The organism is Bacillus sp. JH7 (genome assembly GCF_001563515.1).
Classification (GTDB): Bacteria; Bacillota; Bacilli; order Bacillales; family Bacillaceae_G; genus Bacillus_A; species Bacillus_A cereus.
On the sequence record NZ_LPUS01000001.1, the window covers coordinates 2,490,201 to 2,511,703 of the forward strand.

The following is a 21,503-nucleotide window of genomic DNA, read 5'->3' on the forward strand; positions in this document are numbered from 1 at the left end:
TATTAAATTAAGAATAGATCTACAAATTCGTTTACATTCATATTTTCTAGTTTTTCTTCATTTAAACAAACTTCATGAATTTGTTCTTGTTGCTTACTAGAATAATGACCTGCCATATTTGCAGTGAATTTTTGAACAACTTTTGGAATTGCTTCGTCTCTACGGAAGCGGTGACCAAGTGGATATTCACATTCCACATTTTCTGTTACTGTGCCATCTTTAAAGTGAACTTGAACAGCGTTGGCGATTGAGCGCTTGTTCGGGTCAAGGTAATCTAAACTGTATTGTTTGTTTTCAACAACAACCATCTTATTACGTAATTCATCTACACGTGGATCGTTTGCTACTGCATCTTCATAATCGTCTGCAACGATATCTCCTTTTAATAAACCAATTGCCGTAATGTATTGTAAGCAATGATCACGATCAGCTGGGTTATTTAATGGACCTTCTTTATCAATAATACGAATTGCTGATTCATGAGTTGTAATTGTAATACGGTCAATTTCATCTAATCTCTCTTTAATTTCCGGATGCAACTTCACTGCACATTCTGCAGCCGTTTGTGCATGGAATTCTGCTGGATATGACACTTTAAATAATACATTTTCCATTACATATGACTCTAGTGGTCTTGCTAATTTTAATTCTTGTTTATTGAATAATACATCTTGGAATCCCCATCCTGGCGCAGATAATGCTGTTGGATAACCCATTTCACCTTTTAGAGCAGTCATTGCAAGATGAACACCGCGGCTCGTTGCGTCACCTGCAGCCCATGATTTACGTGAGCCCGTATTTGGAGCATGACGATATGTACGAAGACTAGAATTATCAATCCACGCATGTGATAATGCATTAAAGATTTCTTCACGTGTTCCACCAAGCATTTTCGCAACTACTGCAGTTGTTGCTACTTTTACATATAATACATGGTCAAGACCAACTCTGTTTAAGCTGTTTTCTAAAGCAAGCACGCCTTGAATTTCATGTGCTTTAATCATCATTTCTAATACTTCACGTACTTTTAAAGCTTCTTTTCCTTCTGAAATACGAACACGGCTAATATAATCTGCAACTGCTAAAATTCCGCCTAGGTTATCAGATGGATGTCCCCACTCTGCTGCAAGCCAAGTATCGTTATAGTCTAACCAACGGATCATACATCCGATATTAAATGCACCTTTTACTGGATCTAGTACATAAGACGTACCTGGTACACGTGTACCATTTGGCACGATTGTTCCTGGCACAACTGGTCCTAGTAATTTCGTACATTCTGGATATTGCAGTGCTAAAATTCCACATCCAAGTGTATCAAGTAATACGTAACGGGCTGTACTGAATGCTTCTGCACTAGTAACCTCTTTATTTAATACATAATCGGTAATCTCTTCTAATAATGCATCTTTTTGCTTAATTTCATTTGTTTTAATCATGCTATCCTTCCCTTTCTGTCGAAAATTCGTTATTATTAATGATGGGTGTCGGTCAAACACCCATCTGGCGGGCGGCGCTAACAACTCCCCAGTTGTTCTTATTTACTAAGTACATGTCGCTCGCCAATATAATTTACACGTGGACGGAACAAACGATTATTTGCATGTTGCTCAATAACGTGCGCACATAACCCCACTGTTCTAGAGCTAAAGAAGATTGGTGTGTAAAGTTGAATTGGAATACCTAGCATCCAATATACTGGAGCTGCATAATAATCAAGATTTGGATAAATTCCTTTTTCCTTCTCCATAATCTTTTCTCCAGCTTCACACATTTCATATAGTGTATAATCACCTTTTACATCACATAACTGTTTTAAAGCTTCCTTCATCATAAGTGCTCTTGGATCCATCTTCTTCATATAAACACGGTGTCCAAAGCCCATAATTTTTTCTTTGTTATATAGTTTCTTCTGTAATAACTCTTCAAATTTCTCAACATTACCAGCTTCTAAAAGCATGTACATAACCGCTTCATTTGCACCGCCATGTAAACTTCCTTTTAAAGATGCAACTGCACCTGTTAAAGCACCGTATAAATCTGATTGTGTTGATGCAATAACGCGAGCTGTAAATGTAGAGTTTGGCATTTCATGCTCACTATATAAAACAAGGGAACGATCAAAGATCTTTTCCTCAAGTTCAGTTGGTTTTTTACCAGTTAACATATAGAAGAAATTCGCACTATAAGATAATTCTTTAAGAGGTTCAATTGGCTCCTCATTATTTAAAATATGATAGCTATTCGCTACAATGTTTGGCACTTTACTTAACAGCTTGTACCCTCGGCTTTTATTCACTTCTAACGAGCGGTTTTCGATATCATTATCGTAACCAGCTAACGCTGACACACCTGTACGTAATCCATCCATGGGATGCGTCTCTTTAGGCAATGCCTTTAGTACGTTGAACACACCTTCTGGTACTGCATATTCTTCTTTTAATTTCTTTTCAAGTGTTGCTTTTTCATCTTCATTCGGTAGATGTTCCTCCAATAAAAGGTGCACAATGTCTAAATACTCTTTTGTTTTTGAGAGTTCGATTAAGTCATACCCTTGAATTACAATTTCACCTTTTACTGTGTCAAGAAACGAGATTTTCGTCTCCGCTGCCACTATACCATCTAATCCCGGGGAAAATTTCTCTTCAGCTTTCATCATTATTTCCTCCAATCCTAATAGATCTTCGTGCACATAACTGTAAGCCTTTACAATATTGTGAAACTACATTTCTATTTCAATGTATCAGAGTTTTTAGAAGATTTCAATTTATTTTATAATGATAAGTTTCCTACACTTTTCTTACTGTAACAATACAATTTTTTGAAAATAATTCTTATATTTTATAAAGAAAGGATAGACTTCTTTGCGTATTTTCAAAAACACAATATAAAGATTTTTCATATAACACCGCCAAATATACAATTATTCTAATTTTATTTGAGAAATAGAAAAAACGAGCTGTACATAAATACAGCTCGTTACTATATGATATTTATTTCACTATCTCTTAAATATAATTTTTATATAAAACTTATTCATTTTTAATAAAGTTATTATTTTACATAATTAAATTGAATTTCTTCCATTTCCTCATGATAACTTACAAATAAATCATAGTTTTGAAAATACCAAAGATCATCAGAATCTACAAAAAATATAATACCTTCCTTCTCAACTGACACTATTTCGCCATCGGGTTTCTCAGCAACAACCCCTAAAGAATATCCGGGCTGAATTGAACTATCCCCTCCGTACCTTACAGTAAAACGTACAGATTCACCGTGCTTTATACGTAATTCTTCCTGGAACCATTGCAGAGCTTTACGATCAATTGAAATTCTCATCTTTATTCCTCCAGTTTACGCAAACTCTTTTTTTCCTAATCGTTGTTTTACAAAGAAGACGAAAATAATTAAGGCTATCAATGCTGAAATTGCACTCCCTGAAAATAAAATACGATAACCAAACATTTGTGAAACAACTCCAAGTAAAATAGCACCTAACCCGATTCCTAAATCAAACGCTGTAAAAAATGAAGCATTTGCAACTCCTCTTTTACTCGGATCGACAATTGTAAGCATTGCCGCTTGCAAAGCTGGCTGCGCTGAACCAAATCCAATACCGTATAATGTTGCTGCGATAATTACACCTATCAAACCATTTGAGATAGTTAAAACAACTATAGCTAAAATAGTAATACATAATGCTGGAAGTATGATGAATACTTCTCCATACTTATCTAATAGTTTCCCTGAAATTGGTCTTACAATTGTTAATGCAATTGCATATACAAGAAAGAAAGTTCCCGGGTTTACATGAATTGATGATGCAAATAACGGTAAAAAGGTTGTTATTCCTCCATATGCAAACGATAAAAAGAATACTACAATCGTGATTGTTAATACGGATTTCTCAAATAGCTGAATTTTCCCTTTTTCTTTTTGTGGCGTAAATGGGATCTTCGTTATTAATGATAATACAACTGCCATAAAAGATAACAACGTCGCTAATAAAAATAGACCATCAAATGAATAATTTTGCACAACCCATAATCCAATCATAGGTCCAATCGCCATTGCAATTGTCATCGCCATCCCATACCACCCCATACCTTCACCGCGGCGTGAATCTGGAATAATATCCGTTATTGCTGTTCCAACAGCTGTTGTAGAAACAGCCCATGTTACTCCGTGAATAACACGTAAAACAGCTAAAAGGACAATAGTCGATGCTATATTATAGGAGTACATCGTTAAGCCAAAAAAGATGAGTCCGAAAATAATAAAGGATCTTCTACCATATTGATCTAACATTCCTCCAATAATCGGTCGTATTACAACAGCAGCTATTGTAAACATCCCCATCATAAGTCCAACTTGCGATTCATTGCCACCTATCTCTTTAATAAAGAGCGGGAGCGTTGGAACAAGTAAATAAAATCCTGTAAATAAAAATAACATTGCGAAAGTCATTTGAATAAATGATTTCGTCCATAATCGTTCCATAAAAATACCTCCATACACTCGTAAAATATTACGATTAACACCCTCATTGTATATTTTTTTTATCTCTTTTCCCTCCGCAAATAGACGTATCTTTTCATATTAAATAAGTCCACCATCAGCTTACATTAGTCTTAAGACTTTGTACGCATGTTTTAAACGAAAGTCCTATATATGTACCTTTATACGTGTGAAAAGAATATACTAATTTATTAACTCAACTTAGGAGTGAATATTTCATGTGGGTATTATTAAGAGTAACTGCCGTAGTTCCTTCGACTCCTGGGATACATGTTCCTGCAGTTCATACAGCTAGCTCCGATGTAGGAATTGAACTTCCCGCAACTTGGCAGCAATATCAAATTCCCGGTCAAGTTACCCCATCATTTTGGCATCATGGTACACACCCCAGTAGTACTCCCATTCATAGCCATAGTTATCCTCCACTACCTCCGACTCAAGTCTTTTATCATTTCCCTTCAATTTTTTCCCAAAATTTTCATGGTACGTTTAACATTTAATAGCTATCACTGTATTACCCCTACATTTTAATAAGGCGAACCTTTAATCCAGTTTCAACATAACAAAGTCGAATTCCTTAAATAAGAAATTCAACTTTTTAATTGTTTTCCAAACTAAAGTAACCGTTAAAGAAAGACATTTATTAAAGATTTGAATATAATTTTTACTTATTTAATACTTTATATGATTCATCATAGTTAGTCCCTTTGCGGGATAACCAACACATACCATCATTTGCAAGTAGACTTTTCTCTCTTTACGTTAATTCACTCTTTTTCTTCTATCTAGCCCTTAACATTACATTTTCTGTAGCAAAATGTAAAAAGCACTTAAGATTGTAATTTTCACAAATCTTAAGTGCTTTTTAATATTTTTTATAAATTTTTCTTATTGTCCATTATTGGCAGGAACCTCTCCTGCATTTCCACCATTATTTGGTTGTACTGTTGCAGGTGGGGTTGGAGTTCCTTGACCTCCATTATTATTCGCTGGAGGTGTCGTTCCTTGACCTCCTCCGTTATTTGCTGGAGGTGTCGTTCCTTGGCCTCCTCCGTTATTCGCTGGAGGTGTCGTTCCTTGGCCTCCTCCGTTATTCGCTGGAGGTGTCGTTCCTTGGCCTCCTCCGTTATTTGCTGGAGGTGTCGTTCCTTGACCATTTCCGTTATTTTGTTCATTTTGTTTCTTTTCTTCTTCTTGTTTCTTTTGCTCTTCTAGTTTCTTTTGTTCTTCTTGCTTCTTAAGTTCCTCTTGTTTCTTTTGTTCTTCTTGTTTTTTCAGTTCTTCTTGTTTCTTTAATTCTTCTTGCTTTTTCTCTTCTTCAGTTTTTTGCTGTTGATCTTGTTTTGGTTGCTCCGTTGTATCCGGTACGCTAGTATTTGGCGATGAATCACGTTTTTCACCTTTTATACGTAGCTCACTACCTTCTTGAATAACACTACTTGGCATTTTAAAGCGTGATTTATCTGTAGCCATTTCGCTCATCATTTCTTTAAAGATCAACTGTGCAATTTTCGTATTTTTACTACTAATATACTCGTCTTTACCATCTTTCATATACCCAGTCCATACTGCCATCGTATATTGCGGTGTATATCCAGCAAACCAACTATCACGAGTTGCACTTTCTGGAATTTTATATTGAGCTAATTGCTTTGATGAATAGTTTGTCGTACCCGTTTTACCAGCTACATCTAAAGAGCCTACATTTGCCGATGTACCAGTACCCGATGTAACTACAGAACGAAGCATATCAGTAATCATGTATGCGGTAGAATCTGTCATAACTTGTTTTGGTTTTTGTCCAAAACTTTGTGACTTACCGTCTGGATAAACGACTTTCTTAACAAAATGCGGTTTCGTATATTTACCTTCATTACCAAATGCCGCATAAGCACCCGCTATTTCAGTTGGCGATACTTCATTTGTACCAATCGCTGTCGATTCCGTCGGTGCTGTATTAAATGTAATACCTAGTTTCTCAGAGAATTCTTTTGATTTACTAATCCCTACTTCTTTTGCAGTTTTAATTGCAGGAATATTACGCGACATTTTTAATGCTTCACGCATCGTAATTGGACCCATATGACTTCTATCTGCATTTCGAACTTCTTGACCCGTTGAATACTTAAATGGAGAGTCATCGATTTGATGATACGTAGCCCATTTTAAATATTCAATTGCAGGAGCATAGTCGAAAATTGGCTTCATCGTTGAACCAGCTGCACGATCTAATTCAATTGCCATATTATGCCCTTTAAATACAGCTTTATTTTCTCCACGGCCACTACCTATAGCACGAACTTCTCCTGTTTTCGTATCCATAAATGTGAATGCACCTTGGAATTTATCGTTTGGATAATCAATGATATTATTATTTAAAATATTATCAGCAAGTTTCTGTGCTTTCGGATCTAACGTTGTATAAATTTCTAAACCGTCAGAACCAATATTAGCATCTGGCAATTCTTTTTCTACTTCTTTCACAACTGCATCCATAAATGCAGGGTATGGCATTGTTTGTAGTTGAGCTGCAGGCTTGAGTCCCTTTTCTACGTCAACTTTTATTGCTTCTTCCATTTCCTGTTTTGTTATATATCCATGTCGATTCATTAAGTTTAGAACAACATTTCTTCTTTCTGTTGCTTTTTGAACATTTTCTTTTTTCGTTGGATCATAGTTATTCGGTGCTTTCGGTAAACCTGCAAGCATCGCAACTTCTGGTAATGTTAAGTCCTTCAATTCTTTACCATAGTAGTTTTGTGCTGCTGTTGCGATACCATATGAACGATTACCTAAGTTAATTTTATTTAAGTACATCTCTAATATTTCATGTTTTGAATACTGTTGTTCTAGCTTATAAGCTAAATATATTTCTTGCGCCTTACGCTTTGGTGTTTTATCCATAGATAAGAAGTAGTTTTTAATAACTTGCTGCGTTATCGTACTTCCACCTTGAGAGCCATAATCTCCTTTAAGACTCACTAAAACAGCACGGGCAGTACCTTTAAAGTCTACTCCGCTATGCTCATAAAAACGTGAATCTTCTGTCGCTAAAAATGCATTTTCTACTAATTTAGGTATTTGATCATACGTAACATTCGTCCTTTTTTCTTTTCCATATTCATATACCAAATCCCCGTTTTTATCATAAATTTTTGAGGATAACGGATTAACAAGTTTTGCTTTTTCCAGTTTTGGTGCGTCCTTAATCATTACGAAAAAGGTAGCAACCCCCGCCACTAAACCTACAATACCAAGTAATAAACAAGTAATTAAAAACTTGCGGAAAAATGATGTTTTACCTTTTGGTTTTTGTGTTTTAGAAGCTGGTTGTTTTTTCTTTTTAACTTGTCGTCGCTCCTCGCGAGAACGATAATTTTCTGACATGTTACTTTCTCCTGCCTTTCAATTCTCCCGTTGATTTAATTAAAAATATTGAGGTCACTTTCGTAAATACGTTTAGGCAAGAAAGTGTACTGACCTGGAGCATTCAATATTTTCCTAATTCACAGATTACAAATTTTAGAATGGCTCTTATACATACTATTTTCACTTCTAATTTTCTAATAATGCTGCCCCTTTTAGCATAATAATGAAAGAAGTGAATTTTTATTACCTCGTATAAATAATATACCTTTTTTTCAAATGGTCAATATTTTCTTATTAATAAATCAAAGGTGAAATAAAAATAGCATATCGATATGAACTTCGTGTGAACTTACTTATAATTACGTATAACCAATATTAAATATATTGAATATAGGTATAATACCTCTTTAATTATAAAGATTTCAACACCACAATACCGTTACCTACAAAGAATTATTAAAAATGAAAAATAAGGAGTTGCATAATAATGAAGCTATCTCCGGTTACCTCAAAAAATATAGTTGCTGTTGGTTATAATCCTTTTTCTATGATTTTGCGAATCCAATTAAAGCATGGTATGTATGATTTCTTTAATGTACCAGAAAGCATTTATACCGGCCTATTACATGCACAATCTAAAAGTTATTATCATAATACTTACATTAAAAATTCTTTCCGCCACACAAAAATTTAAACTTAACACCCACTAAAAAAAGAAAGGAGGTTAATCCTCCTTTCTTTTAAAAACATTTGGCAGATGAATTATCTTCGATTTCTCTTATTAATTTCATCATATGCTTGAATTTGTTTTTTCAAACGCTGATCAGCTTTTTTATCATGCACTACAAGAATTGCGTGTATAACTCCTGGAACCCAAAATATTAATGTTAATATGAAATTTATGATTGCCTGAATTGGTTTTCCACAAAATAATACAGCAACAGGTGGAAGAAAAATTGCTAATAAATACATCATCCCTTGAAAACTCCTTATTTTGTATTTTATATATCACTTTTCAAAATATACGCAAAAAAACCTACTACCATTTTAATCTTAACCTGCCTCTAAAATCAATGTATCTCCTTCTATTTATATAAGTATTTCAGACTTTTCATTGTTTTCTAGCCTATTTTCTTCCTCTATTGCAGTTATTCCAATTGCGGAAATTAACGTTCCTATCGCTTGTATCCAAATACCAATGAGTGCAATGATTCTCTCATCCTTCTTATCAAAAATACTATCTTTATTTTCTTTCTCATCTTTCAATACATTTAAAACACCTTGATACGCTTGTAATCCAGCTCCTAAACTTTGCATGGAGTTACCCAGTATAATAATTTTCTGTAATACATTTATATCCACCAAAGCTGCTTCTACTCCTAAAAAAGCACCAATCGATTGTAAACTGTTCCCTGTAATGATAAGATAATCATTTTCTTTCAATTGTTCATTTATATTAAAATATATTCCTATTACATTTGATATATTTCCTAATGCTAATAACTCAATTCCTATTTGATCAAGTAATTTACTTTGATTCTCTCTTTTTTCTTCCCCATCATCATAATTGCTCGCAATGATTTGTAATATATACCCGAGGGCTTGTAATGAGCTTCCTACAATAACAAGTTCCGATTCAACTTTCTCTTCTCCAATAAATCCTCTTGTCGTTCCAATAGCAGCTGTAAGATTCCCCCCTACTTGAAACCATGCCCCTGTCACTTTTAAACTGCTTGGATTCATTTTTATCACCTATTCAAATATTTTCTAAAGCTTTCAAAACAAACAAATCTCACCCTTAATCTTTTATTTTATTTTTCAGATGTAATTTTGTGAATGATATAATGTGCTACTAATATAAAAAGCACCTTAAAGGTGCTTTTTATACGCATGCTGGGCATGTCAATGAATCTCCATTTTTATCTATTGTTATATTCAATATATATTCAATCGCTTTATGTGACCAAGTTTCAGGTGTAGGCGATTCATATATATATTGTGGCGCACATGACTTCAGCATTGGAGTACTAATACTCCCTCCAGGATCTAAAGCAACTACAGCCATGCCATGGGGTAATTCCAGGGCCATAGATTTAGTGATACCTTCAATTGCAAATTTCGAGGCACAATATGGCGCAAGCTCAGCTTCACCTTCTCTCCCCCAACTAGAACTCATATTAATGATAATTCCTTCTTTCCTAGCTACCATTGCGGGAACAAACGCTCTTATTACATTTACTACACCATTCACGTTTACATTCATTACATTTTCGAATTCTTGAGCCGTAATTTTCCAAAGTTGTGCATTTTGATTTACAATCGATGCATTATTTATTATCAGATCGGGAGCCATATGTCTATTAAGTATATAATTTGCCCAATCGTTAACTTGCTGAGAATCTGAAACATCAATTACTTGGAAATCATGTATTTTACTGTACTGTTTTTTTAGTTCTTCAATTTTATTTTTTGAACGTCCACAACCATATATGTTCCACCCTAATTCATGAAATCGATCAACCATCGCACGTCCTAACCCTTGTGTCACGCCTGTAATAATTACAGATTTACTAATTTCTTTTCGCTTCATTTCTCTCATCCTCCTTCCCTATATCTTACTCTCTTCATTTTTATTCAGCGATTTACTATAGTATCAACTCAACTCATACTTTAGTAATGGTTTTGATATTGCATACATAAGCAAAAAAAGTAACCATCATGGTTACTTTTTGCTATATATCTAAAAATTCATTGTTTATTTCATTATTGTTTTTACATTTCAACTTCTCTTTTCCACATTTCTCACACTGGTAAATATAAACTACACCTAATATACCTTTTTTAAAATCCTCATTATCCTGCATCTTAATAAAAATATATTTATGTTTACAATGCGATTCACCCAAATAATTTTTAAACCACTTTTTCAACACAACACATTCCACCTTTGTGATAGAACCTTTATTTAGCTGCTTTATTACATACTTTTATTTAAATGTTCAATCTCATCTTGCAATTTTTTAAATTGCTCAAAATGCATGGTAATAGATTGGCTACTACCATAATCAACATTTTGTTTCACTAATATAACACCCGTGTCATGAAAAAGCGCTTCAAGTTCTTTCCTAATAGACACTTTCGCAATATGAGCTGTTTTAATTGCAGATAAAATTGCAATTTCATTAAACTTTAATTTTATTTCATTTGGACAAAATGCGTCTTCAACTAATATAACTTCATTACTATAAATTAATGCAACAAGATTACTTGATTTGGCATCTGTTAAATCAACTTTTTTCATAATATCTTTCATTACATTTTGCCTCCTTTATTTTCATATATATCAATTATACAAATTTTTTTAAAAAATTACTCAACTTTATTATATTAATTTTAACACACTTTTATTGAAATCCACGCTCCAAACGTTTTACTATTCCACAATTTTTATTGTATGAACCATCTGGACTATAACTCCATATAGTAATGTTAACAACTTATTATAAAGCAGGTGAAAATTATGCCATCAGTTGTAGGAAATTTAGTTGTACAAAATAGCAATGGATCATTTAACTTAGGTGATTTCTACAACGTATCTCCGAAAGAAAATACGAAAGCTTATAATGGTTCCGGCGCATCAAACGTTGGTTTTGTTGTTAATACTTTTAGCGGTGTTAGCGCGACCAATACATTTGATTCTGACCTTGCAGATCAAAACCAAGTGGGTACAGCCTAATCTTATGTTCAACTTTCTGTATAGAAAATTTTAATTTGTCTATACTATAATCAGGCTGTTTGACAGCTCTTGTTGATTTTGGAGTACCCTATCTTTTTCTCCCTTTCCCTGGGGCTCAGCAGCTAGCACGAAGCTAGCTGCTTTTTCATGTATTATTTGTCTCATAAATCAGAAATAAAAGAAGCTGCCATTTAATATTCAGCTTCTTTTACGTTATTTCAATAATATCCATAGCGTTAAATACGTAAGTTTTATAAAAGGCGTCTGTACAAATTACAATTTGTTTTACCGGATTGATATGTACAACAGTCATGTAGCTTGTTAGTATGTAACCATCTTCAAAATATGTTACCAATATTTCTTTCTCAGACAATAATGACGTTAATAATTTATCAGAAATTCTCTCTTTTGCTTCATTTGTTAAAAGCGGTTTTTGTACTTTTAATTTCTCTCCAATAATCTTTCTCATATTTAAAAGTTGTTCGGACATTACTGTAAACGGAACCCACTCTCTTTCTTCTTTTTGTATCTTTACATCGTTCATTTTTTATCTCCTTGATCATTTATACATTTATTTAGCCATACTATCCCTTAGTTATTTTTAATACTCACTAAACTCGGATTTACTTCTAAACTATAATTAGGTTACTTCTTAAAAGAACATTCGTTCCTATTATACACGAACTTACGTTCTTTTGAGAAGAGCCATACTTATTATTTCTTAACAAAAAACATAATTTTATTTATCTCCATACTTTTTTCCTTTATCAAATAAACTTCTCATTTCTTATATAACATGCATATAACAACTAAAAGGCGACTTCACCCAAAGTGAAATCGCCTTTTTCTAAAAAATATTTCAAAGCTTATTTTTCTATCCTAACTAATGTTCTTTCTGGAATACATAATTCATCTATATTAAAATGATTTATTTTTAAGTTCAATTCCCCTACTCGTTCCTTATCTTCATCACCAACCCAACAACTAAATAATTCGAAATAGTCTCTATCTTCCAAATAACCTTCCATAAAGTTAAAAGTTTTTCTTTCGCTTCTTTTTTTCCTTTACATTTTGCCACTCGACAAGTTCAATTCCCCAACTAGTTGAAACCTCATATGTGTAATTTGTTTGGAATTGATAATCTTGTACAATTTCAAGCATACTTTCATCTGAAAAACACGGTCCAAAAACAATTAGATTATTAGAATCCGGATCCGTTAACGGAATTTCTACATTACAGCCTATGTAACTTGCTAAACTCATTTTATACTCCTCCAGTATTCGTATAAAAAATACTTCATAGTATATTTATTTACTTAAATATAAAATCCCTGCCTAAACGAAAAAGTTTTAAATTTTTATCGTTTATTAACCATCTATAACTGAAAACATATACTATGATGAACGAACTCACAAAGCATAAGAAAAGAGAGCATTTACAACACTCTCTTTTCTTACATACTCTATGGAACTTTACAAAACTGAATCAATGATTTTTATTATTATATTTTATTACATATACTTAGGTTGTACTATTATATGTAACTCTCTCTCTGTATCCGCTTTTTTCGGATGACGAAAATAATTAAGTTCGTACTTTAACACTTTATACTCAACCATCCCGATTTTAATCCCTTTCGTTTCTTTTAATATAGCTAATAAATCACTTACATTTTCATCATATGACTCAAAAATTTTCGCGCCGCCCTCTCCTTGAAAGATTACTTTCATATATTCTCCACCACCTTAATTTATTGATGTGGTAAATGACGCGTTTAAAACGATTCATTCTTTATCCTAAAATTTTCATATAAAAAAGAACATCCTTTCCAATCGAATGCTCAGCTTTTTACTAATTATCCATGTTAAATATTTATTCAAAGACATTATATGTATTATTTTTTAAATTATGTTCGATATCCATTATTAAAGAGTAAATATATGTAATAAACTTGCATAATGAAAACCGTAGAATATCCACTTTCGTTGAAATAATTATAATCCATAATTTTCCATTGTAATTCTTAATATTTAAATGTAATATTGTATTGTCTTACTATCTATTTATAACTCACACACTAATTAGAAAAGGGAACTCTATATGAGTTCCCTTTTCTAATTATGATTACAGTCATTATTTCTTTTCTAGAAATTTAAATGTATCTTTAAATTCTTTATTATTCACTTTAATATCAGCATCTTTCAATAAATCATTGACTACTTGTTGTTTCCATTTACCTGTCGTATCTTGTAGTCTTTGTTGTTCTATATCTTTACGAATTTTATCCTTTACTTCATCAAATGGCTTCAATTCTTTTTTATCCGTCACTTTAATAATATGGTAACCGTAAGTTGTTTTAACCGGCTCACTTACTTGGCCTGCATCTAATTTATACGCAGCTTCCTCAAATTCTTTCACTGTTTGTCCAGGGGCAAAACCAGATATTTCCCCGCCCTGTTCCTTTGAACCAGTATCTTCTGAATACTGTTTTGCTAAGGCAGCAAAATCTTCACCATTATTTACTTTCTCCTTTATTTCTTTAGCCGTTTTTTCATCTTTCACTAAAATGTGACTTACTTTCATTTCTGGTTTATAGTTATCTTTCACATCTTTATCTGTAACTGTTGCTTTAATTGCTTTCTCAAATGCAATTTCTGGCTTCATTTTTTCTTTTAATTCATCTTCATTTTTCAACCCAAGTTGTTCTAAAGTCGATTTAAAGTTTTCACCCATTTTATCTTTTGCTTCTTCTACTTTCTTTTTTGCTTCCTCATCTGAAACTTTATATTTATCTAGCAATGCCTTACTTAACATCATTTGATATAAAGTACTTTCTCCATATTGTTGTCGTAATTCTTTACTTAATTCTTTCTCTGTAACATTTCCTACTTTTGATGTTACTACGTTGTCTGAGGAACCACATGCAGATAATGCTAGCATCATGCATGAAATAATTGTTCCAATAAATATTTTCTTCTTTTTCAATTCAAATACCTCACTTTTATCATTATGCAAATTAACTATACACAGTCATTGTGAAAACAGTGTGTTTTCTACATGTAATTCATTTCATATGAGTTGACTATGTATCATGTATTTTCATTTTTAAATATAAAGAGCCTTCTTACTATGCATAGTAAGAAGGCTCTTTATATAATTCTCAAAAAAATATAGCTTCTATAGTTGCTTAATAATTACATGTTTTTCAGGTATCCAACTATTCTGTCCGATATCTACCGCATTTCCCACTCTACCCCACACTCGAAAAGATGTCGATCCATCTATGTTTCCTTTATAATTCATACATTCAGGCTCTTCATAATAATTTACTCCGTAACCGACAGGATATTTTGAAGTTGCATAAAACCATTTCACATTAAAATGGTTTAAATATACCCACTGCTTATCGTTCCCTAAACAAATCATATCTTGCTCACCGCCTCCCCAATAACCTGCTAAGATTAAATATGGAATTTTTTGAGTGAGTGTACCTGTAAATTGAGGATTCATGGGGTTTTCATATAAATTTATTCCATATCCATCAGGATATTTCGAAACTGCAATACCAATGCCATTCGGTTGCTGTGTATACACTATGTTAGATTGATTTGCTTTGTTCGAATTTATAAACCAAGAAAGTGACTTATTTCCTACTAATCGATTCAGATCACATTTCCCAATCCCAGGAACATTCCCTGAATCCGTATATTGCCACATATCGCATGGATATGCTGGCTTATTCCCTCCATAACGAGGGATCCATACGAAATCAACTTCAATATTACGTGCTCCAAATGATAGATACGTGTGATGCCCTACATATAATCCTACTTTTCCCGCACCTAAACGGCGTAATTCATCAATAAATGCCTGTGTCCCACCTTGCATATCTACCATCGTTTGAACTTCTACGTCCGCTACCCAAAACTTAGCAGATTGATCACCACGATTCCAAAAATCTTGTGCCTCTTTCTTTGCATCAGCAATAGATATAAAACGGCAAAAAGCATAATTACCGAATGGGATACTATGCTTTTTCATTTCACTAACATAATTTTGATACATAAAATCCACCGTATTAGAGCCATCTTGAACTCTAGCAATCACTAAATCTAGCTGAGATGCTGCAATATCCCAATTGATAGTTCCATTCCATTTTGAAATGTCTACAATATACCCCATACATTCCAACTCCTTTTGAATGTCCTATTCATAGCTAGTTTTATTGTAAGCCTCAGCTCTCTAAAACTAGCTATCTATAATATAAGTAAAAAGAATCTTTACTGTTTTTCAAAATATATTCTCTTTCAGAAATATTTCTATTAGCTTTAACATGTATGTCACAAAAAATATTCTCATATTCGAAATATACCTTACTATTTGTTATGTAGTCTCATCCTATCAATTTAGGTATTGAACATTTTTATAGATATTAGAAAAAATCCTCTTATATTATTAACTTAAAACTTCCAGTATCAATTCCCTTTCAGTTAATAAAAATCACTACTCATTTTCTATATATTATTAAGTCAAATGTTGAATTTTTTAATTCATTAAAATATGTGATCCACGGTGGCGAAAGCTGAGCTTGTACATTTTCTTCCAATATTTTATACTACCTCCTTATACCATTCTTACTAACATAATATGTAACAAACTAAAAAATGCATTAGTTATATTAATTAAACATTTTATTTCATATTCTCAATTTCCCCTTTACATCTTTAAGCACTTTTACTACTATGAAATTCTTTATTATAAGCAAATCCACTGAAATTTCATATTATACTAATACGACTCTATATCCTTTAAATTATAATACTCAATATTAGGAGCTGATTTCATGGAAAAAAAACCTATCGTGTTCAAAATCCCACCAAATTCAAAACTAAAAGTTACATTTTTCGGTCCTTGTAACGAAGTAATTACAAATGTGTCTATAATTAATCAACTATGCGCCCCCAAATGTCAAACTATCACGCAATATCCAGACTTTAAGAAATATGTAACTGAAGTACGATCGTTATCCCGTTGTTAGTCCGCATAATGCACGATTTTCACAACTTTGTTACCTAAAATAACTGAGAAAGAAAATAACTGCATTCCTAGACTAAAATTACTCATTTTATGATATTCCATTGATAATTCATTGATTTTTTACACGTTTTTATTAAAAGAACATATATTATCGTATGGAGATTATCCACTCATAAAACCTATCTTTCTTTGGAGCGTACTTATTATGTATGCTCTTTTTTTATATAACCGTCCCCCTTCTAAATTGACCAACAATATATTAAAATTCTTTATATACTCAAGGAGGTCAAATATGTTCAAGCTGCATCCAATACTACTCATCTTAGGATTGATTTTGTTTTTATATAGTGTAATCGCCTTTATGTTATTCTTTTCAGTGTATTAGGATTCCCTACACAAATCTATGTTCAATATATAATTTCTATATAGTAAAGAAAAAACGTAATGATACGATCTTTTATGTATTCCGTCTTTCTTGTTCTATAAGAAAACTAGCAAACTTACTAACAATGAGTTTTCACAAGCATGTTACTTATTATTCTGTTTAATTATCTGAAGAAGATTGAAACCTCTACAAATTAAACTACACTTCACCTGTTTACTTATATATTCTAGAAAAACAATAGTAATCCCCCACCATTTGGTAAGGGGATTAACTAAACCTACTAAAAAACATTTAATGATCAGTTTTATTTAGTTGGAGAAGGAAATCTTGCCGCTTCAAAATGTGCCCCATCTTCTAAAGGACTTAAAACCCCATCTATACTACTTTGTGCATAAATCTCAACTTCATCCCCTGCATTCAATTGAACAATCGTCGAAACACTTACGACATTTCCAAAACTTATTGGACCAAAAAAGTCATTATCTATAGCTATCGCTGCGTTTCCATTCACACGAATTTCTACACGCGCTCTATAATTTAAAGTTGGATCATTTGGAAAGAAACCAATCGTTCCAATAATAGAATATACTCCTTTAGTCTTCGGCGTAAAAATAGATGTTGCTGGATTATACTCATTCGCTAAATCAAATTGTTCATTTTGAAATAACACTTTCACAAAAGTATTAGCAGGAACATTTTGATTCACAGTATTTCTAGCTCTAAATGCCGATGCTCTAACAAGATTGTCCTTGTTATCATGACACTTACTAGTGTTCTTACAACAATCATGATGCTTATCTTTATACTCCTGACAATACTTACAGTAGTAATAACAAGACATACTAATTCCCCTTTCAAACTTATTACTACATATTATGTAAGATTGATTTATACGGTTTGGACTAGCTATTTTTATTATTCATAAGGGCGCTATTAATCTGCACCCTTATTTATATACACCACTTCATTCCTTACTAGTTATAAGTTGTATATAGTTCCATATGGAATAGTAAGAAAAGAACTTCCGTACGGTGTAACATGATGTACTGGGTAAAAATACTCTACGGATGAGTAATATGGTTGTACTCCTTGCTGCTGCATTTGCATTTGTTGTTGCATTTGCAATGCTTGTTGAATAGCTTGGACTGTACTTTGTGCTCCACTATATGTTATAGACGTACCATACGCTGGTCGCATGCCAGCTTCAGAATTAAAATATGAATAAAACATGATCTTCAACTCACTTCCGTATAATTTATTACAAATTATATTATGATTCTTTATTTCAGTAGGTACTATAAGCTAGTCCGCTCGCTTATATTCAAATGACAAAATAAAACAGTAGCTGCTAGACTACTTTGAATTCTTCTTATTACCAAATGAAATGATATACATATTCTCCTGTTACACGCTCATCGATTCCAGCAACCCTAACGAACCTAAGTAAATCCGCCCCTTGAAGAAAATATATCGACATCGTAACCGGTACTTGTGACCACATGAATTGAAAAAGCTCATTCACCCTCTGATTCGTCGTAATGATTAAATCATTTACAGGTCCATGATTCCATGCAGAGGTTTGAACTGAAGTGAAAGAAAGGTCTTTCCCATTAACCACTATTCTTGCCACGCTTTGAGTTATGTCCACAATAATCCCCTCCAACATTACAAAAATTGGACCTTTTTTAGTTCATATTATTATAAATATTCTTGACTGTAATAAATGTTTAAGGCAAATCCCTAATAAAGTGAAACTTTAATCAGTGGGGGTCTTACTGCCCGTTAATGCGGGATACAATTTTTTTATTCATATCCCTCAATTCCCATTACAACCATATAATTTCTAACCTGATTCAATTTTTGTAAAAGTTGAACCAGCAAATGTAAATTCCATAAAAGTATTAGAAAAATTAAACTTTACTTTTGAAGGTACTCTGAGAAAAAGCGAAAAATCAGCTGGAAAGCTTATCGATTTAAATATTTATTCGAAATTAATAAGCGATTAATTTTAGTCACTCTGCCCATACTTAATCAAAGTGTCGGCTTCTTTAATTTCTGTATAAAATTCAAAAGTTTGACACAATCCTGGAAAAAGCTTATAAAGAAAAGTGAGGTTCCGTTATTTTCACACTTAGTAGCGCAGCCATGTTACATACAATTTTATAAGTGTGAACGAACTACAAAACTAAAAAACAAATAATAAGTTTGCAACATGTTTGCAAATGCGAATTTTGCATATAAATTCGTGTGATATTGAAAGGAGTTTTACTTATGAAAGAAATTAAAACAGAACAAGAATTCAAAGACATCATCGCAAGCGAGGAGCCAGTAGTTGTTAAGTTCTTTACTACATGGTGCCCAGATTGCGTACGTATGGACAACTTTATCGGAGATGTAATGGAAGAGTTCAATAAATTTGAATGGTATTCTATTAATAAAGATGAGTTTCCAAGTATCGCTGAAGAGTATCAAGTCATGGGTATTCCAAGTTTACTTGTATACCAAAACGGTGAGAAGCTAGGCCACTTACATAGTGCTAACGCAAAAACAGAAGAGCAAGTTACTGAGTTTTTAGAAGCATACTAAGATGAAAGCCCTCTGGAAAATATTTTCCAGAGGGCTTTCATCTGTTTTCATAATTATCTTTTGACGTTTTTCCTCGTTTAATGAATTACACCTTGTCATGATAAGAATAATATGTAGTAAGAAAAGTATTCGTTTCTTGATCCATCTCCCCTCCTATCTCTTTAGTAAATAGACTCTAATTAGGTTTACACCCTGACTTTGTACTTTTCAACATATTTTTCCTTCACGAAACTTTGTTATCCCCTTCTTAAAAAGCTATAAAACGTCAACAATGTTTGTATAGACCCACACGACTTTCGTTTGATACTCTATTTATAGAAAGAAATTCCTTTAAAGAAAGGTGAGTGATTAAAATGGATACTCTTTCTCATAAAGAAGCTGATAAAGGCGCTATTGTCAGCATTATGGCCTACATATTTTTATCCTCTATGAAAATCATCATCAGTTATATTACCCTCTCTAGCGCATTACGTGCTGACGGTTTAAATAACTTAACGGATATCGGTGCTTCTTTAGCGATATTAATTGGTCTAAAAATATCTCGTAAACCTCGTGACCCAGATCATCCGTATGGGCATTCGCGGGCCGAACAAATCGCATCACTTGTTGCGTCCTTCATTATGGCAACAGTCGGATTAGAAGTTGTTATTAGTGCCATTCAATCTTTCTTAAATCCGAAACAAGCAGCGCCCAATGTACTCGCTGCATGGGTTGCTTTATTTTCTGCTGTCGTTATGTATTGCGTGTATTTGTATACGAAAAAAATTGCAGCACGAACAAAAAGTAAATCATTAGAAGCCGCTGCAAAGGATAATTTATCAGATGCGCTCGTAAGTATTGGTACTGTAGTAGGTATTGTCGGTTCTCAGTTCCAAATGCCTATTTTAGACCCTATTGCCGCTTTAATTGTCGGTCTTATTATTTGTAAAACTGCATGGGAGATTTTCGTAGAATCTTCTCATATGCTTACAGATGGAATTGATCCTGATAAAATGGAAGAATACGCTGATGCTATTGAGCATATTGGCGGTGTGGAAAACATTGTAGATATTCGAGCACGTATGTACGGGAATCAAACGTACGTTGATATTACAATTGAAGTAGATGCTCGCATGGATGTTGGAGAAAGTCACTGTATTACCGACAACATCGAAGCTATGCTTCGCAAAAAGTTTGGAATTTACCATGCACACATTCATGTTGAGCCAATGAAAAAAGAACCTATTATGACATAGGTTCTTTTTTTATGAACGTTTTATGGAATATAACACATAAAACGAGCCAGCTACCACCAGCTGCCCATCCTGCTAATATGTCAGATGGATAGTGCACGCCAAGATATATTCGGCTAACTGAAATAGATAATACAACAAAGCTTGCTATAAGAATAATTAACAATTTTTTATGCAACGAAATACGCTCTTCAGTAATTGTGACGTATGCAATAAATCCTAAAAAAGCAGTAGCATTCATCGTATGACCGCTCGGAAAACTATATCCAGTTGCAGTAACAAGCTGCGTGACATCAGGTCTTGCTCGTTCGTACCATAGTTTAAGCATACTGTTTAAATAACGAGATCCGTAGTAATTAATTGTTAGAAGCAACGCACTAAGCAACTTTTTTCTAACGAGAAAATACATTACAAGAATAATGAGTAATGGAAAATATATTCTTTTGGAACCGATAAAAGACACCCAAGTAAAATAGGTCGTCAAATAATCGTTTCGAAAGCTTTGAATAAAATGTGCGACTATATTGTCAAAGTTCTCAATACAAGCGGTATGATACGAAAGTGATAATACGACAAAACAAATGAGTAACGTAAAACTTAGCAAGTATAAATGTCGATATCGTTTCACATACA

The 21,503-nt window shown here is 33.1% G+C and carries 25 protein-coding genes and 1 pseudogene; 7 read left to right on the forward strand and 19 right to left on the reverse strand.

From position 1 onward, the window contains the following. Positions 1-2: 2 nt before the first annotated feature. The 4 genes from prpD to AU379_RS12430 all read right to left on the reverse strand — a co-directional run bounded on the left by prpD (position 3) and on the right by AU379_RS12430 (position 4,506). Positions 3-1,439 carry a 2-methylcitrate dehydratase gene (prpD, locus tag AU379_RS12415; protein WP_000598123.1) on the reverse strand — a complete coding sequence of 479 codons (1,437 nt, stop codon included), beginning with the start codon at positions 1,437-1,439 and terminating at the stop codon, positions 3-5. 98 nt (positions 1,440-1,537) lie between these two features. Next, on the reverse strand, positions 1,538-2,659 hold the full coding sequence (gene mmgD, locus AU379_RS12420) for a citrate synthase (RefSeq protein WP_001987369.1): 1,122 nt from the start codon (positions 2,657-2,659) through the stop codon (positions 1,538-1,540). A gap of 395 nt (positions 2,660-3,054) precedes the next feature. Further along, on the reverse strand, positions 3,055-3,345 hold the full coding sequence (locus AU379_RS12425; protein ID WP_001222842.1) for an iron-sulfur cluster biosynthesis family protein: 291 nt from the start codon (positions 3,343-3,345) through the stop codon (positions 3,055-3,057). A 15-nt stretch (positions 3,346-3,360) separates the two neighbouring features. Next, positions 3,361-4,506: an MFS transporter gene (locus AU379_RS12430; RefSeq protein ID WP_000440662.1), complete on the reverse strand. Its 1,146-nt coding sequence runs from the start codon at positions 4,504-4,506 to the stop codon at positions 3,361-3,363. Positions 4,507-4,742: 236 nt separating this feature from the next. On the opposite strand from AU379_RS12430, the gene AU379_RS12435 reads away from it, so the two are divergent. Then, positions 4,743-5,024: a hypothetical protein gene (locus tag AU379_RS12435; protein WP_061139329.1), complete on the forward strand. Its 282-nt coding sequence runs from the start codon at positions 4,743-4,745 to the stop codon at positions 5,022-5,024. A gap of 388 nt (positions 5,025-5,412) precedes the next feature. Here the strand turns inward: AU379_RS12435 and AU379_RS12440 are convergent, their stop codons facing one another. Beyond that, positions 5,413-7,911 (reverse strand): PBP1A family penicillin-binding protein, encoded by a 2,499-nt coding sequence (locus AU379_RS12440; RefSeq protein ID WP_001293942.1) that lies wholly within the window; start codon positions 7,909-7,911, stop codon positions 5,413-5,415. A gap of 469 nt (positions 7,912-8,380) precedes the next feature. On the opposite strand from AU379_RS12440, the gene AU379_RS12445 reads away from it, so the two are divergent. Next, the gene (locus AU379_RS12445) at positions 8,381-8,587 is read left to right on the forward strand and encodes a KTSC domain-containing protein (protein WP_000777843.1); all 207 of its coding nucleotides are present in this window, start codon (positions 8,381-8,383) and stop codon (positions 8,585-8,587) included. 68 nt (positions 8,588-8,655) lie between these two features. Here AU379_RS12445 and AU379_RS12450 read toward each other — a convergent pair whose 3' ends face one another. The 5 genes from AU379_RS12450 to AU379_RS12470 form a co-directional block, all read right to left on the reverse strand. Further along, a complete protein-coding gene (locus AU379_RS12450; RefSeq protein WP_000990218.1) occupies positions 8,656-8,868 on the reverse strand; it encodes a YqaE/Pmp3 family membrane protein in 213 nt (70 codons plus the stop codon). A gap of 114 nt (positions 8,869-8,982) precedes the next feature. Then, on the reverse strand, positions 8,983-9,636 hold the full coding sequence (locus tag AU379_RS12455) for a hypothetical protein (RefSeq protein ID WP_001070041.1): 654 nt from the start codon (positions 9,634-9,636) through the stop codon (positions 8,983-8,985). Positions 9,637-9,775: 139 nt separating this feature from the next. Further along, positions 9,776-10,483, reverse strand: a complete 708-nt coding sequence (locus tag AU379_RS12460; protein ID WP_000823069.1) for an SDR family oxidoreductase — start codon at positions 10,481-10,483, stop codon at positions 9,776-9,778. Between the two features lie 142 nt (positions 10,484-10,625). Continuing rightward, positions 10,626-10,826 carry a hypothetical protein gene (locus tag AU379_RS12465; RefSeq protein WP_000915140.1) on the reverse strand — a complete coding sequence of 67 codons (201 nt, stop codon included), beginning with the start codon at positions 10,824-10,826 and terminating at the stop codon, positions 10,626-10,628. Positions 10,827-10,870: 44 nt separating this feature from the next. Further along, positions 10,871-11,206 (reverse strand): hypothetical protein, encoded by a 336-nt coding sequence (locus tag AU379_RS12470; RefSeq protein WP_000651907.1) that lies wholly within the window; start codon positions 11,204-11,206, stop codon positions 10,871-10,873. A gap of 207 nt (positions 11,207-11,413) precedes the next feature. Between AU379_RS12470 and gerPF the strand changes: the two genes are divergently transcribed. Next, entirely contained in the window at positions 11,414-11,629 is a 216-nt protein-coding gene (gerPF, locus tag AU379_RS12475; RefSeq protein WP_001141569.1) for a spore germination protein GerPF, read from the forward strand. Between the two features lie 208 nt (positions 11,630-11,837). On the opposite strand, the gene AU379_RS12480 is transcribed toward gerPF, so the two are convergent. The 5 genes from AU379_RS12480 to AU379_RS12500 form a co-directional block, all read right to left on the reverse strand. Continuing rightward, positions 11,838-12,173, reverse strand: a complete 336-nt coding sequence (locus AU379_RS12480; RefSeq protein ID WP_001999741.1) for a YolD-like family protein — start codon at positions 12,171-12,173, stop codon at positions 11,838-11,840. Between the two features lie 488 nt (positions 12,174-12,661). Continuing rightward, positions 12,662-12,892 (reverse strand): hypothetical protein, encoded by a 231-nt coding sequence (locus AU379_RS12485; RefSeq protein ID WP_000050517.1) that lies wholly within the window; start codon positions 12,890-12,892, stop codon positions 12,662-12,664. Positions 12,893-13,141: 249 nt separating this feature from the next. Continuing rightward, complete coding sequence (locus AU379_RS12490) at positions 13,142-13,360, reverse strand: hypothetical protein (protein ID WP_000864279.1); 219 nt, start codon at positions 13,358-13,360, stop codon at positions 13,142-13,144. 403 nt (positions 13,361-13,763) lie between these two features. Continuing rightward, positions 13,764-14,615: a peptidylprolyl isomerase PrsA gene (locus AU379_RS12495; protein ID WP_000727342.1), complete on the reverse strand. Its 852-nt coding sequence runs from the start codon at positions 14,613-14,615 to the stop codon at positions 13,764-13,766. A gap of 192 nt (positions 14,616-14,807) precedes the next feature. Then, positions 14,808-15,812: a glycoside hydrolase family 25 protein gene (locus tag AU379_RS12500; protein ID WP_061139330.1), complete on the reverse strand. Its 1,005-nt coding sequence runs from the start codon at positions 15,810-15,812 to the stop codon at positions 14,808-14,810. 661 nt (positions 15,813-16,473) lie between these two features. Between AU379_RS12500 and AU379_RS12505 the strand changes: the two genes are divergently transcribed. After that, positions 16,474-16,668: a hypothetical protein gene (locus AU379_RS12505; RefSeq protein ID WP_000412556.1), complete on the forward strand. Its 195-nt coding sequence runs from the start codon at positions 16,474-16,476 to the stop codon at positions 16,666-16,668. A gap of 688 nt (positions 16,669-17,356) precedes the next feature. On the opposite strand, the gene AU379_RS12510 is transcribed toward AU379_RS12505, so the two are convergent. The 3 genes from AU379_RS12510 to AU379_RS12520 form a co-directional block, all read right to left on the reverse strand. After that, positions 17,357-17,893: an ABC transporter permease gene (locus AU379_RS12510; RefSeq protein ID WP_061139331.1), complete on the reverse strand. Its 537-nt coding sequence runs from the start codon at positions 17,891-17,893 to the stop codon at positions 17,357-17,359. A gap of 137 nt (positions 17,894-18,030) precedes the next feature. After that, positions 18,031-18,282, reverse strand: a complete 252-nt coding sequence (locus tag AU379_RS12515) for a DUF3947 family protein (protein ID WP_000500092.1) — start codon at positions 18,280-18,282, stop codon at positions 18,031-18,033. A 142-nt stretch (positions 18,283-18,424) separates the two neighbouring features. Next, positions 18,425-18,700: a hypothetical protein gene (locus tag AU379_RS12520; protein WP_000355689.1), complete on the reverse strand. Its 276-nt coding sequence runs from the start codon at positions 18,698-18,700 to the stop codon at positions 18,425-18,427. A gap of 217 nt (positions 18,701-18,917) precedes the next feature. On the opposite strand from AU379_RS12520, the pseudogene AU379_RS29105 reads away from it, so the two are divergent. From AU379_RS29105 to AU379_RS12530, 3 genes and pseudogenes are all read left to right on the forward strand, one after another. Continuing rightward, positions 18,918-19,058 (forward strand): annotated as a pseudogene (locus AU379_RS29105) (GNAT family protein); the annotation flags it as partial. A gap of 265 nt (positions 19,059-19,323) precedes the next feature. Continuing rightward, positions 19,324-19,638: a thioredoxin family protein gene (locus AU379_RS12525; RefSeq protein WP_000658787.1), complete on the forward strand. Its 315-nt coding sequence runs from the start codon at positions 19,324-19,326 to the stop codon at positions 19,636-19,638. 353 nt (positions 19,639-19,991) lie between these two features. Next, a complete protein-coding gene (locus AU379_RS12530; RefSeq protein WP_000380385.1) occupies positions 19,992-20,873 on the forward strand; it encodes a cation diffusion facilitator family transporter in 882 nt (293 codons plus the stop codon). Here AU379_RS12530 and AU379_RS12535 read toward each other — a convergent pair. Then, on the reverse strand, positions 20,863-21,498 hold the full coding sequence (locus tag AU379_RS12535) for a phosphatase PAP2 family protein (RefSeq protein WP_000833370.1): 636 nt from the start codon (positions 21,496-21,498) through the stop codon (positions 20,863-20,865). The two genes, AU379_RS12530 and AU379_RS12535, sit on opposite strands and share 11 nt — an antisense overlap. Positions 21,499-21,503 lie beyond the last annotated feature (5 nt).

Bases quoted from the DNA above. Each gene is read 5' to 3' on its own strand.
- prpD (WP_000598123.1), bottom strand. From the start codon at position 1,439: ATGATTAAAACAAATGAAATTAAGCAAAAAGATGCATTATTAGAAGAG.
- mmgD (WP_001987369.1), bottom strand. From the start codon at position 2,659: ATGATGAAAGCTGAAGAGAAATTTTCCCCGGGATTAGATGGTATAGTG.
- AU379_RS12425 (WP_001222842.1), bottom strand. From the start codon at position 3,345: ATGAGAATTTCAATTGATCGTAAAGCTCTGCAATGGTTCCAGGAAGAA.
- AU379_RS12430 (WP_000440662.1), bottom strand. From the start codon at position 4,506: ATGGAACGATTATGGACGAAATCATTTATTCAAATGACTTTCGCAATG.
- AU379_RS12435 (WP_061139329.1), top strand. From the start codon at position 4,743: ATGTGGGTATTATTAAGAGTAACTGCCGTAGTTCCTTCGACTCCTGGG.
- AU379_RS12440 (WP_001293942.1), bottom strand. From the start codon at position 7,911: ATGTCAGAAAATTATCGTTCTCGCGAGGAGCGACGACAAGTTAAAAAG.
- AU379_RS12445 (WP_000777843.1), top strand. From the start codon at position 8,381: ATGAAGCTATCTCCGGTTACCTCAAAAAATATAGTTGCTGTTGGTTAT.
- AU379_RS12450 (WP_000990218.1), bottom strand. From the start codon at position 8,868: ATGATGTATTTATTAGCAATTTTTCTTCCACCTGTTGCTGTATTATTT.
- AU379_RS12455 (WP_001070041.1), bottom strand. From the start codon at position 9,636: ATGAATCCAAGCAGTTTAAAAGTGACAGGGGCATGGTTTCAAGTAGGG.
- AU379_RS12460 (WP_000823069.1), bottom strand. From the start codon at position 10,483: ATGAAGCGAAAAGAAATTAGTAAATCTGTAATTATTACAGGCGTGACA.
- AU379_RS12470 (WP_000651907.1), bottom strand. From the start codon at position 11,206: ATGAAAGATATTATGAAAAAAGTTGATTTAACAGATGCCAAATCAAGT.
- gerPF (WP_001141569.1), top strand. From the start codon at position 11,414: ATGCCATCAGTTGTAGGAAATTTAGTTGTACAAAATAGCAATGGATCA.
- AU379_RS12480 (WP_001999741.1), bottom strand. From the start codon at position 12,173: ATGAACGATGTAAAGATACAAAAAGAAGAAAGAGAGTGGGTTCCGTTT.
- AU379_RS12485 (WP_000050517.1), bottom strand. From the start codon at position 12,892: ATGAGTTTAGCAAGTTACATAGGCTGTAATGTAGAAATTCCGTTAACG.
- AU379_RS12490 (WP_000864279.1), bottom strand. From the start codon at position 13,360: ATGAAAGTAATCTTTCAAGGAGAGGGCGGCGCGAAAATTTTTGAGTCA.
- AU379_RS12500 (WP_061139330.1), bottom strand. From the start codon at position 15,812: ATGGGGTATATTGTAGACATTTCAAAATGGAATGGAACTATCAATTGG.
- AU379_RS12505 (WP_000412556.1), top strand. From the start codon at position 16,474: ATGGAAAAAAAACCTATCGTGTTCAAAATCCCACCAAATTCAAAACTA.
- AU379_RS12510 (WP_061139331.1), bottom strand. From the start codon at position 17,893: ATGTCTTGTTATTACTACTGTAAGTATTGTCAGGAGTATAAAGATAAG.
- AU379_RS12515 (WP_000500092.1), bottom strand. From the start codon at position 18,282: ATGTTTTATTCATATTTTAATTCTGAAGCTGGCATGCGACCAGCGTAT.
- AU379_RS12525 (WP_000658787.1), top strand. From the start codon at position 19,324: ATGAAAGAAATTAAAACAGAACAAGAATTCAAAGACATCATCGCAAGC.
- AU379_RS12530 (WP_000380385.1), top strand. From the start codon at position 19,992: ATGGATACTCTTTCTCATAAAGAAGCTGATAAAGGCGCTATTGTCAGC.